This is a genomic window from Thiomicrorhabdus sp. (assembly GCF_963662555.1).
Taxonomy (GTDB): Bacteria; Pseudomonadota; Gammaproteobacteria; order Thiomicrospirales; family Thiomicrospiraceae; genus Thiomicrorhabdus.
This window is the reverse complement of the sequence record NZ_OY759719.1, coordinates 2,048,145-2,060,479: the sequence shown is the minus strand read 5'-3', so window position 1 is coordinate 2,060,479 and position 12,335 is coordinate 2,048,145. Positions and strand designations below refer to the sequence as shown.

Below are 12,335 nucleotides of genomic sequence, written 5' to 3'. Positions count from 1 at the left end.
ATTAATTGGTTGAAGTGTCGTGGTGGAAAGGGTAATATTACACTTTTTATATTACTGTAAAATGAATGGAGAAATTCACCGTGTTTAGAGGCAGTATGGTGGCGTTGGTCACACCGATGTTAGAAGATGAATCAGTCGATTTTGACGCCCTAGAAAAATTGGTGGAATTCCATATAGCTTCTGAGACGGATGCCATTGTTGCAATGGGCACTACTGGCGAATCCGCAACATTAGACATGGATGAGCACTGTGAAGTTGTTCGTTTTGTTGTTGAAAAAGTCAACGGTCGAATTCCAGTTATTGCTGGTACTGGTGCAAACTCAACCAGTGAAGCGATAACGCTGACACAAAGTGCTAAAGATGATGGTGCAGATGCCTGTCTATTAGTGACACCATACTACAATAAGCCTACTCAAGAAGGGCTTTATCAGCACTATAAGAAAATTGCAGAAACTGTTGATATTCCTCAAATTCTTTATAATGTGCCTGGTCGAACTGCGTGTGACTTATTACCAGAGACAATAATCAGACTTTCCAAAATAAAAAATATTATTGGTGTAAAAGAAGCAACGGGTGATATTAGTCGTGTAGCTGAAATCCTTGCTGGAGTTACACCTGATTTTGATCTTTATACTGGGGATGATGCTTCTGCTGTTGATTTTATTCTGGCAGGAGGTCATGGAGGTATTTCTGTTACAGCTAACGTCGTTCCAAAACAATTACACGATGTTTATGCTGCAGCCTTAGCTGGGGATGAGGTGATGGCTCGCGATTTAGATGTTTCTTTACGGGCGTTGCATCGTGACTTATTTGTTGAGTCTAACCCAATTCCCGTTAAATGGGCCGTGTACAAAATGGGGCTCATAGGGCCTGCAATACGTTTGCCACTAACCCCATTATCTGAATCTTACCAACCTGTTGTGCGTAAAGCACTTGAAGAGGCTGGTGTGGCACTTAAATAAGTGTGTTTTATTTACTAATAAAAAGGTAAAAAGTTTTATGCGTCTTTATGCAAAAACATTTGTATTATCAACATCAATAGCGACGTTGAGTTTGACTGGTTGTTCTACAATTTCCAATATGTTTGGTACCGATGGTAGCTACAGAGACAACGAGGCAAAATTAGTTAAATCACTTGAAATGCCACCTAATTTATTTAACCCCGCCAAGCCTAAAACAGAAATGGATTTAGCTCTAAAGAAAGCTGAGCAAGATGCTTTAGCTGAAAAAGATACTTACGATTATATCCCTAACTTTAAAGCTAAAGGCGTAGCAATTAAGAGTAATCTTTCTGAACGATGGTTGGAGCTTGAGTCAACCAATAGTGAACAAGTTTGGTCTAGCTTAAAACGTTTCTTTACCTCTAAAGGGTTCTCTATAAAGGAAGAGAGAAAAGATATTGGCGTAATGAAAACAGATTATCTTGCTCGTAAGGAGTTAGTTCCTCTTGATGATGTTGGGCCTATTACTAGAATGCTTAATAGCTGGCGTCCAGAGTTAGCTGATGGTGTATATGAAAAATACACTGCTCGTGTAGAAACCGATCCAAAAGACGGTGTGGTTAGAGTTTATATTAATAACAGTGAACTATTTTCGCCTGATGCGAATGAAGCTCGTGATATTGACCAGCAGTGGAGAATTAAACCTTATAACCCTGCATTAGAAGCTCAAGCTTTATATGAAGCGATGGTGTTCTTTGGTTCAACCAGTGAAAAAGCTTTAGCACAATTGAAAGTAACCGAACAAATGATTGAAGTTATTGACGGTGAAGAATTGGATGGGTTAGCTTTCCGTAGTGATATGGAAAGTAGCTGGAGTTATTTACAAGCGATGATTTATCGTTCAGGATGGTCAATCGATAACGTTAAAGCTTCTACAAATGAGCTTTGGGTTAAGGTGCCAGATTCAGTCAAAAAAGATGATTCGTTCTTATCAAGTCTTGCATTTTGGCGAGATTCGGGCAAGAAAAATCTACCAGAATTTATTAAGTTAAAATTAACGCAATCTGAAACAGATGCTGATAAGGTTATTTTGACCGCTAGAGCACCTGAAAATGCAACACCATTAAATGCTAAGCAAAGACGTTATGTCTTTGAAAGTCTTGGTTTGTTAGCTAAATAATCAGACGTTACTTTAGCCCTCAATTTTTGAGGGTTTTGTTTTTGTATAAGGGTCAAAAAGTATGCAAGTTATCTGGGGAAATCCAGCTCATTCAGCTTATCGTTTAAATCAACTTCTTTCTAAATTACAGAAAATTGGAAGTATTGCCAGTGTGCAATCTCAATTTATATATTTTGTAGATTTAGAAGGTGAATTATCTTCCACCGAATTAGCGCATCTTAAGGTGTTGTTAAATAATTCAGAGGCTGATGTAACTGCTAAATTATCTTCTGATAGTTGTATTGTTACGCCAAGATTAGGGACTATATCGCCTTGGTCATCTAAAGCAACAGATATTACGCATACTTGTGGAATTAGCCATGTTCATAGAATTGAGCGTGGTATTGTTTACACTCTTACAGGTATTTCAGAAGCTGATAAAACAGCAATGGAAGCCGCTATTCATGATCGAATGATGGAGCAAGTTTCTTATGATTTTGAATCATTAGAAGGATTATTTTCTCATCAGTCACCAAAACCTTATTCTACGGTTGATATTATTGGTGGCGGACGTGAAGCTTTAGCAAAAGCCAACGTTGAAATGGGGCTTGCTTTAAGTTCTGATGAAATTGACTATTTAGTTGATGCATTTAAGGGGTTAAATCGTAACCCTGTTGATGCGGAATTAATGATGTTTGCTCAAGCAAACTCAGAACATTGTCGTCACAAAATTTTTAATGCGGACTGGACAATAGATGGTCAAGATAAACCAAACTCATTGTTTGGCATGATCCGAAATACTTTCCAAAAAAATCCAGAAGGCGTATTGTCTGCGTACAGTGATAATGCCGCAGTTGTAGAAGGTTATGCTGCATCCAGATTTTTTCCAAATCCAGAAACTCATCAATATGAAACGCATAAAGAAAATGTGCATTTTCAAATTAAAGTAGAAACTCATAACCATCCAACTGCAATTTCTCCATGGCCTGGTGCAGCTACCGGTTCTGGTGGTGAAATTCGTGATGAAGGAGCAACCGGAAAAGGCTCTAAACCTAAAGTAGGTTTAACTGGTTTTACAGTTTCTAACTTAAACATTCCAGGTTTTAAACAGCCTTGGGAAAGGGATTATGGGAAACCTGGTCGCATCGTCACTCCTTTTGAAATTATGATGGAAGGTCCTTTAGGTGCTGCAGGTTTTAACAATGAATTTGGTCGTCCGGCAATAAATGGGTATTTCCGTACCTATGAAAATACCTTTACAACCCATGATGGCGAAGAGGTTCGTGGTTACCATAAGCCAATTATGCTTGCAGGTGGTCTTGGAAGTATTCGTGAAGAACATGTACAAAAAGGTGATATCCCAGTTGGTTCAAAGTTAGTTATTCTTGGTGGGCCTGCAATGTTGATTGGTCTTGGTGGTGGGGCAGCTTCATCAGTAGATACTGGTGCAGGCTCAGAAGCTCTTGATTTTGCTTCAGTTCAGCGCGAAAACCCAGAGATGGAACGTCGTGCCCAAGAAGTGATTGACCGTTGTACTTATTTAGGTGAAGACACTCCAATCGCATCCATTCATGATGTAGGCGCGGGTGGTATTTCTAATGCTTTCCCTGAGCTTGTTAATGATGCAGGTAAAGGCGGGCATATCGATTTACGTTCTGTACCTAATGACGAACCTGGAATGTCTCCAATGGAGATTTGGAGTAATGAGTCTCAAGAACGTTATGTTATAGCGGTTCATGCAGACAAAATTGAGCAGTTTGAAGCGATTTGTAAGCGTGAGCGTTGCTTATATGCGATTGTGGGTGAAGCCACTAAAGAGCAGGAATTAATTGTTAACGATACGGTGTTTGATAATAACCCTGTGGACATGCCTTTAAATGTGCTTTTAGGTAAACCACCTAAAATGCACAGAACCGCTGAAACGCGCAATATTCCACAAGCGGGATTTGAAACAGCTGTTTTAGATTTTAATGATGTTACTGAACGTCTATTGAAGCTACCTACCATTGCTAGCAAGAATTTTTTAATCACGATTGGTGATAGAAGTATTACTGGTATGGTTACGCGTGACCAAATGGTTGGTCCTTGGCAGGTTCCTGTTGCTAATGCGGCGGTAACTTGTGCTGATTATAATGGTTATACAGGTGAAGCAATGGCTTCAGGTGAGCGTCCTCCTGTTGCATTGATTAACCCTAAAGCCTCGGCACGTCTTTCAATTGCCGAAGCGATTACCAATATCGCTTGTGCCAAAATTGAAAAAATGAGTGATATTAAAATTTCAGCTAACTGGATGGCTGCTGCTGGCCACCCTGGTGAAGATTCTGCATTGTATGATGCAGTTGAAGCGGTAGGTTTAGAACTTTGTCCTGAGCTTGGCATTGCTGTACCAGTTGGTAAAGATTCAATGTCTATGAAGACTGTTTGGCAAGATGGTGATGAGTCTAAGGCTGTCATTTCACCAGTATCACTCAATATTACAACATTTGCACCTGTGCAAGATGTTCGTAAAACTGTAACTCCACAGCTTAGAACCGATTTAGGTAAAACTGAATTATTAGCAATTGACTTGGGTAAGGGGCAAAACCGTGTTGGAGCAAGCTGTTTAGCTCAGGTGTACAACCAAGTAGGGGATGTTTCTGCTGATTTGGATGATTCTGCTGACTTATTAAATCTGTTTAATGCTACTCAGGAAATGCTAGCTGATGATTTGATGATTGCTTATCATGACCGTGCTGATGGCGGTCTATTAGTAACCTTATTAGAGATGGCTTTTGCTGGGCATTGTGGTTTAAATATCGATGTCTCTGAATTAGGTTCAGAAGCGATAGCGGCACTGTGTGCAGAAGAAGTTGGTGTAGTGATTCAAGTTACTACCTCAAATAAAGAGGCGGTTACTTCAATTCTTAATAAATACAACTTAGCTTCAATGTCACATTGGATTGGTAGTACTGCGGATAATGATCAAATTGTTATTAATGCACACAGTAAAACTATGCTTGATATGCCACGAAAAAAATTACAGGCCTGGTGGTCTGAGACATCTTATCGTATGCAATCGCTTCGTGATAACGAAAACTGTGCACAGCAAGAATTTGATGCGATTGAAAACGATGCTAATACCCAAATTTCACCAGTGGTGACATTTGATGCAAATGATGATATTACTGCAGAATTTAACGGCAAACCACGTCCTAAAGTAGCTATCTTACGTGAACAAGGTGTAAATGGTCAGCAAGAGATGGCTGCGGCTTTTGATAAAGCTGGTTTTGATGCCATTGATGTACATATGACTGATGTGTTATCTGGCTCTGTAAAATTTGCAGATTTTAAAGGCCTGGTAGCTTGCGGTGGTTTCTCATACGGTGATGTTCTTGGAGCTGGACGAGGTTGGGCTAACTCAATCCTGTTTAATGAGACCGCGCGTAGCGAATTTGAAGGATTCTTTAAACGCCAAGATACCTTTACTTTAGGTGTTTGTAACGGTTGTCAAATGTTATCCAACTTAAAAGAAATTATTCCTGGTGCTGAGGGCTGGCCTGCATTTGTACGTAATGAATCTGAACAGTTTGAGGCACGTTTTTCTCAGGTTCAAATTCAAGAATCGCCTTCTATTTTATTAAAAGGTATGGAAGGAACACGCATTCCAGTGGCTGTTGCTCATGGTGAAGGGCGTATGGATTTTGGAGCAGGTTCTTCTGCAGATGTTACAGGCCTGGTAGGTTTACGTTATGTTGATGCAACTGGAGCTCCGACAGAAGCTTACCCATTTAATCCAAATGGTTCAGAGGCAGGAATGACTGGACTAACTACACCTGATGGACGAGTTACTATTATGATGCCTCATCCAGAACGTGTTTTTAGAACAGTTCAGAATTCATGGCATCCAGATGATTGGCAAGATGATGCACCATGGATGCGTTTATTTAGAAACGCTCGTAAATGGGTTGGTTAATTTAGATTCATTAAATGAAAAAAATGAGTAAAAAATAGTTTATTAGCAACTTCTAATAAGTTTTTTCTGCTAATTGATAACTTTCATTTATTTGACTTTAGGTGGACGAACCCTTAAATTGTTCTGACTAAATTTAAAAGCCCTTGTTTTACTAAGTAATACAAGGGCGTTATTTTCATTAAAACGGAGAGACCTATGTCTTTAAATCGTCGCGAATTTCTTCACGTAATGTCTATGGCTGCTGCCGCTGGAATGTTGCCTGGTACCGCAAGTGCAATGTCTGGTGGAGCTGATAAAGCAGCTATCGCTAAAGCTTCTGATGAAATGTATAACCAGCCTATGAAAGGTAAAGTTCGTCTATTACACATCACAGATACTCATGCACAGTTAAAGCCAATTTATTTCCGTGAACCTAACGTAAACTTAGGTACAGGTCCTGCTTTTGGTAAACTTCCGCACGTTGTAGGTCACCATTTATTAAAAGAATTGGGTTATAAAGAAAATACTCCTTTGGCTAATGCGTTTACCTACCTAAATTTCCAAGATGCTTCTGAGCAATACGGTAAAGTTGGTGGTTTTGCACACGTTAAAACACTTTTAGATAAACTACGTGAACAAGCGGGTGGTAAAGACAATACATTAACTATGGACGGTGGTGATTTATGGCACGGTTCAGGTACTGCGTTATTTACACGTGGTATGGATATGGTTGAAGCATCTAACATCTTAGGTGTTGACGTTATGACTGGTCACTGGGAATTCACTTATAAAGAAGATGAAGTTCTTAAAAACCTGAATGCCTTTAAAGGTGAGTTTTTAGCACAAAATATTCGTATTAAAGAAGATTCTTTATTCGGTGATGATTACAGAGATATGGTAGACGCTCACAATGGCGTTGGTCTTTATGATGAAGATGAAGCTCGTGCATTTAAACCTTATACTGTAAAAATCATCAATGGTGAGCGTATCGCTGTTGTAGGTCAAGCTTTCCCACGTACTGCTAACGCAAACCCACAGTCTAACTTCCCAGATTGGTCTTTCGGTCTTCGTGAAGATGCTTTACAAGATACGATTGATAAGATTCGTGAAAAAGAAAAAGTAGCAGCTATTGTTATGATTTCTCACAATGGTATGGATGTTGATATTAAGATGGCTTCACGTGTAAGTGGTCTTGATGCTATCTTTGGTGGTCACACGCATGATGGTATTCCAAAAACAACTCCAGTTAAAACTCCTGAAGGTGGTGTTTGTCACGTAACTAACGCTGGTTCTAACGGTAAGTTTGTTGGTTGTATGGATTTAGATATCCAGAACGGTAAATTACGTGGTGTTGACTATAAGTTACTACCTGTATTCTCTAATGTTCTTGCAGCTGATCCTGAAGTTACAACTTTCCTTGATCACCTATACACTAAGAAATACGATGAGAATGTTATTGAATCACGTAACCCAGATCGTGCTGTAAATAAAGATCGTCTAGGTAAAACGTATGGCGAAATTCTTGGTGAAGAACTAGCTGTTGCAGAAGATACTCTATACCGTCGTGGTAACTTCATGGGTACTTGGGATCAGATTATCGTAAACTCACTACGTGAAGAGCACGATACTCAAATCGCAATGTCTGCAGGTGTTCGTTGGGGTACTTCAGTATTAGCTGGTGAAATGATCACTATGGAACGTGTTATGGATGAAACATCTATGACTTACGGTGAAACTTACAAGTCAGAAGTAACTGGTGCTCAAATGAAAGATATCCTAGAAGGTATCTGTGAGAACCTATTCCAAAAAGACCCATACCTACAGTCTGGTGGTGATATGGTTCGTCTTGGTGGTATGGACTACGCTTGTGAACCAAATGGTAAGTTTGGTAGCCGTATTTCTGAAATGCGTCTAGATGATGGTACGCCTTTAGAAGCGAACAAAACATATACTGTTGCTGGTTGGGCACAGGTTGAAGCAGTTGGTCAAGGACGTCTTATGTGGGATGTTGCAGCTGACTACCTACGTAACAACAAAGGTTCAACTAAGCTTAAGAAAGTTAACCATCCTAAGCTTAAAGGTGTTAAAAACAACCCTGGTATCGAAGCATACGAAGGTGAAATGGTTTAATTCATTTAGATTTAAACTTTTAACACTCAATAAAAAGCCGGCTTTATGCCGGTTTTTTTATACCTTGAATTTTAACTAAAAAAACATATTCTTAAATTTGATAAACCGTTTTAAAACTTAATGAAAGCAATTTAATTAAATAAATTCTTAAGAAGTGGGTTGAGTCGATGTAAAAAGATGGCTCAGGGCTTTTAATAGATGCCAATGCGTGTGGTTTAAAGCCAAATCATGGAACAGATATCCAGATTATATTTAAAGAGCCTAGGAGTGAGCTTTAATAATTTAGTGGTTTCAAAAATAATTTACCAGGCCTGGTAAATTGTATTAAAGGTGACAGAGTTGTTTATTAATTCTATGCAAGGCCACGTTATTGCCCTTTAAATCTTCATATTGAACAATGACTTCGTTATCTAAACCTTCGCTCTGAATGGTATAAAACAAATCAGTTTTACAGTAGCTATCAATAATATCTAAGGTAAAGCTCTTTTGAAAGTTAACTCCGTTTACTCGGCTTGCAGTTTCTGCAATTTTGTTTACTAAATTTTGGTAACAAATTTGTGGGTTATGGGTCACTTGAATAATGATTTGATTATTTTTCTGAAAGGTAGAGATATGATTGATACCAGGGTTGTTTTTAAGATTAAGTTTGGATTTTAAGGTATTGTTAAGATTGTTAATCAAATCATAATCACCAATCATTTTTGGTTTCTCGATCTCATCATTATCATTGGCTACAGAGGTCGCAGGCAAGAGAAGCAAAGTGCTTATCCAAATAATAGTGAGTTTTGATTTAATCATAGAGAGTTGGTCAATTGGTTGTATTTATCTTTCACACATTATAAATAGCTAATTAATGAAGTTGTAGCTTAATATTGAATGTTTAATGCTTTGTTCACTATCAACAAAAAAGCCCTGTAAGAGGTTCTTAGCAGGGCTTTTTATTTATTCATTCATATTTAGTTTTGTTTATTACTGAATTTTTAAGTATGAATAACCTTCACTTTGTAATATTGCAATTTCAGCGACACCAGAAGGGACAAATTTAATACCCTTGTACACTTTGCTTTGTGGTAAGCCTACTTCGTCACGAGTTTTGTCACATAACTCTACTTTAACGCCACGAACGTTAATGAGAGCATCTAAACGTCCTTTAAGTTCAGCTCGTCTATCTAAAAGTGCTTTATCGGCTTCATAAGGCGTGCCTTTTAAATCATCATCGGTTGTAAAGCGTAAACCATAGCCTACAAACACCAAATGCACATCAGCTTCCATTAATTCAGATTGATAATAGTTCATGATGTTGTTAATAGAGGTAAGGGTGGCTGAGTAGCGAGTAGGGTCTTTAAAATCGACATGGTAAACCACCTTAGCCCCATCATCAGCAGCTTGAGTGGAAAAAGAGGCTAAAGCAAATGACACTACCAGTAGTGTACTAAACACATTTCTAATAATCTGTTTCATTTTTAAGATTCCTTTTGGGGGATTAATTGGTTTAATAAACTGTAATGTTTAAATTACTGTAATGCTTGATTCTTTATTATACCGCTACATAATTCGTGTAATATCACGGGTACCTTCTGCAGCTTGAATTGCATCATTAACTCGTTTGAATAATACCTGACTATCTTCTTCTTTCCCTCGCAATTCTGTTACCCCTGCATGGCTAGTTAAACAAGTGGTTTGGCCATCATCTAATTTAATGGTTTGTGTTTGAATCGTTTCTTGTGCCAGTTTAGCAATGCGGAAAGCATCAACGGCTTTAACTTCTGGTAAGACAATCATAAACTGATCACAACTTAAGCGTCCTACGTAACCAAGGTCTTTAACAATGTTTTGAATAGCGTGTGCTGCTGTTAAAATTGCTTTGTCGCCCATCTCATGACCATAGCCATCGGTAATACGCTTAAAACAATCAAGATTGATTTTAGCTAATGAAAGTGCTTGGTTATTTAAGCGTGCTTTATTTAGTTCTTCATCAACTAAACCTAAAAAGAAGTCTCGATTAAACAAACCTGTTAAAGGATCAGTTGAAGATAGGTGTTCAATTTGTTCTTCCATATGTTTACGGCTAGTGATGTTGATTGCTAGCCAGATAACGGCAGGTTGATCATAGGTGCCTTCAGTCACAGGATAAACACGAGCTTCATACCATTGACCACCTGAAGGTCCTTCTTGAACACCTTCTACTTCATTGTTAGCCAGTTGGTATTCAATTTCTTGAAGTTGGCCCGAAGCGATAGCACGCTGAACCACTTTTAAAAAGCGATTAGCCATCTGTTCCGGTAAAACATCATGGTATTTTTTGCCAATTAAGCTAGAACCATCTGCATACAAGTTACGAGCTTGCCCGCCAACGATGTCTAAGTAAGTTCCATCTTGCCCCATTACAAAAATCGGATCAGGCATGGCATTTGCAATGGCCTCTAAATGTGATGCAGTAGTAAGAATTTCCGTCATAACTTAATCCTTTTAATTCTTTGTAATTGGCTTGTATTTAATGCGGTGTGGCTGAGCGGCATCTGCACCTTTACGGCGTTTTAGATCTTCTTCGTAGTCTGAGAAGTTTCCTTCAAACCACTCAACGTGTGATTCACCTTCAAAGGCGAGCATATGTGTTGCAATTCGGTCTAAGAACCAACGGTCGTGGGAGATAACCACTGCACAACCTGCAAACTCTAATAATGCTTCTTCTAAAGCACGTAAAGTTTCAACATCTAAATCGTTAGTTGGTTCATCTAATAATAGCAAGTTTCCGCCACTGCGAAGTGTTTTGGCTAAATGCACACGGTTACGTTCACCACCGGAAAGCTGACCAATTTTCTTTTGTTGGTCACCACCTCTAAAATTGAAGCGACTGCAATAGGCACGAGAATTGACTTCTGTATTACCCACCATGAAGATTTCATCTCCTTCAGAAATCTCTTCCCAAACGGTTTTATTATCATTGAGAGCATCTCGACTTTGGTCAACATAAGAAAGTTGCACGGTTTCACCAAATTCAATGGTTCCTGAATCTGGTTGTTCTTGGCCAGTTAGCATTTTAAATAATGTTGACTTACCAGCACCGTTAGCACCAATAATACCTACGATTCCCCCTTGAGGTAGGCGGAAGTTTAAATCATCAATTAACAAGCGGTCACCAAACCCTTTTGAGATATGGTTTACTTCAATTACTTTTTCACCTAAACGTTCAGCAACAGGTATAAAGATTTCACTGGTTTCATTACGTTTTTGACTTTCTTGTGAGCTAAGCTCTTCAAAGCGTGCTAAACGTGCCTTAGATTTGGCATGGCGTCCTTTTGCATTAGAACGAACCCATTCCAGCTCACTTTTAATTGTTTTCATGCGAGCCGCTTCAGATTTAGATTCTTGTTCAAGACGTTTTTCTTTCTGTTCTAACCAAGAAGAGTAGTTGCCTTCATAAGGAATTCCTTCACCACGGTCAAGTTCTAAAATCCATTGAGCGGCGTTATCTAAGAAATATCTATCGTGAGTGATTGCGACAACCGTTCCAGGGAAATCAAGTAAAAAACGTTCTAACCATGCAATCGATTCGGCATCTAGATGGTTAGTAGGCTCATCTAAAAGTAGCATGTCTGGCTTTTCTAGTAAAAGTTTGCATAGAGCCACACGGCGTTTTTCACCACCAGATAGATGAGAAACGTCAGCATCCCAATCAGGAAGACGAAGGGCATCAGCAGCAATTTCAAGGGTTCGTTCAATATTGTGACCATCTTTAGCCTGAATAATGTCTTCAATTTCGGCTTGTTTTTTTGCTAGGGCATCAAAGTCTGCATCAGGTTCTGCGTAAGCAGCATAAACCGCATCTAGTTCCGCTAGAGCATCTTTAACTTCTGAAACGGCCTCTTCAATATTGCCACGAACAGTTTTAGTTTCATCAAGCTGAGGTTCTTGGGCTAAGTAGCCAATTTTAATACCCGGTTGTGGCCTTGCTTCACCGACGATGTCAGTATCGAGACCAGCCATGATTTTTAGAAGGGTAGATTTACCTGAACCATTCAAACCTAAAACGCCAATTTTGGCTCCTGGGAAAAACGATAATGAGATGTCTTTTAAAATATGACGATTTGGCGGGACAACCTTGCCCACGCGGTTCATGGTATAAACAAACTGAGCCATGTATCTTCCTAACTTTGTATGTGTTTTGTTAATT

The 12,335-nt window shown here is 39.0% G+C and carries 8 protein-coding genes; 4 read left to right on the top strand and 4 right to left on the bottom strand.

The annotated features are described in order from the left end of the window. The first annotated feature begins 80 nt into the window (after positions 1-80). The 4 genes from dapA to ACORJQ_RS09165 all read left to right on the top strand — a co-directional run bounded on the left by dapA (position 81) and on the right by ACORJQ_RS09165 (position 8,161). The gene (dapA, locus tag ACORJQ_RS09180; protein WP_321323894.1) at positions 81-962 is read left to right on the top strand and encodes a 4-hydroxy-tetrahydrodipicolinate synthase; all 882 of its coding nucleotides are present in this window, start codon (positions 81-83) and stop codon (positions 960-962) included. A gap of 37 nt (positions 963-999) precedes the next feature. Then, the gene (bamC, locus tag ACORJQ_RS09175) at positions 1,000-2,121 is read left to right on the top strand and encodes an NlpB/DapX family lipoprotein (RefSeq protein ID WP_321323893.1); all 1,122 of its coding nucleotides are present in this window, start codon (positions 1,000-1,002) and stop codon (positions 2,119-2,121) included. A gap of 61 nt (positions 2,122-2,182) precedes the next feature. Continuing rightward, positions 2,183-6,052 (top strand): phosphoribosylformylglycinamidine synthase, encoded by a 3,870-nt coding sequence (gene purL / locus ACORJQ_RS09170; protein WP_321323891.1) that lies wholly within the window; start codon positions 2,183-2,185, stop codon positions 6,050-6,052. 195 nt (positions 6,053-6,247) lie between these two features. After that, a complete protein-coding gene (locus ACORJQ_RS09165; protein ID WP_321323889.1) occupies positions 6,248-8,161 on the top strand; it encodes a 5'-nucleotidase C-terminal domain-containing protein in 1,914 nt (637 codons plus the stop codon). Positions 8,162-8,485: 324 nt separating this feature from the next. Here ACORJQ_RS09165 and ACORJQ_RS09160 read toward each other — a convergent pair whose 3' ends face one another. The 4 genes from ACORJQ_RS09160 to ettA all read right to left on the bottom strand — a co-directional run bounded on the left by ACORJQ_RS09160 (position 8,486) and on the right by ettA (position 12,301). Next, positions 8,486-8,959 carry a hypothetical protein gene (locus tag ACORJQ_RS09160; protein ID WP_321323887.1) on the bottom strand — a complete coding sequence of 158 codons (474 nt, stop codon included), beginning with the start codon at positions 8,957-8,959 and terminating at the stop codon, positions 8,486-8,488. Positions 8,960-9,130: 171 nt separating this feature from the next. Further along, the gene (locus ACORJQ_RS09155) at positions 9,131-9,622 is read right to left on the bottom strand and encodes a DsrE family protein (RefSeq protein WP_321323886.1); all 492 of its coding nucleotides are present in this window, start codon (positions 9,620-9,622) and stop codon (positions 9,131-9,133) included. Positions 9,623-9,706: 84 nt separating this feature from the next. Beyond that, the gene (locus ACORJQ_RS09150; protein ID WP_321323884.1) at positions 9,707-10,618 is read right to left on the bottom strand and encodes a GGDEF domain-containing protein; all 912 of its coding nucleotides are present in this window, start codon (positions 10,616-10,618) and stop codon (positions 9,707-9,709) included. A gap of 12 nt (positions 10,619-10,630) precedes the next feature. Further along, positions 10,631-12,301: an energy-dependent translational throttle protein EttA gene (gene ettA / locus ACORJQ_RS09145; RefSeq protein WP_321323882.1), complete on the bottom strand. Its 1,671-nt coding sequence runs from the start codon at positions 12,299-12,301 to the stop codon at positions 10,631-10,633. Positions 12,302-12,335 lie beyond the last annotated feature (34 nt).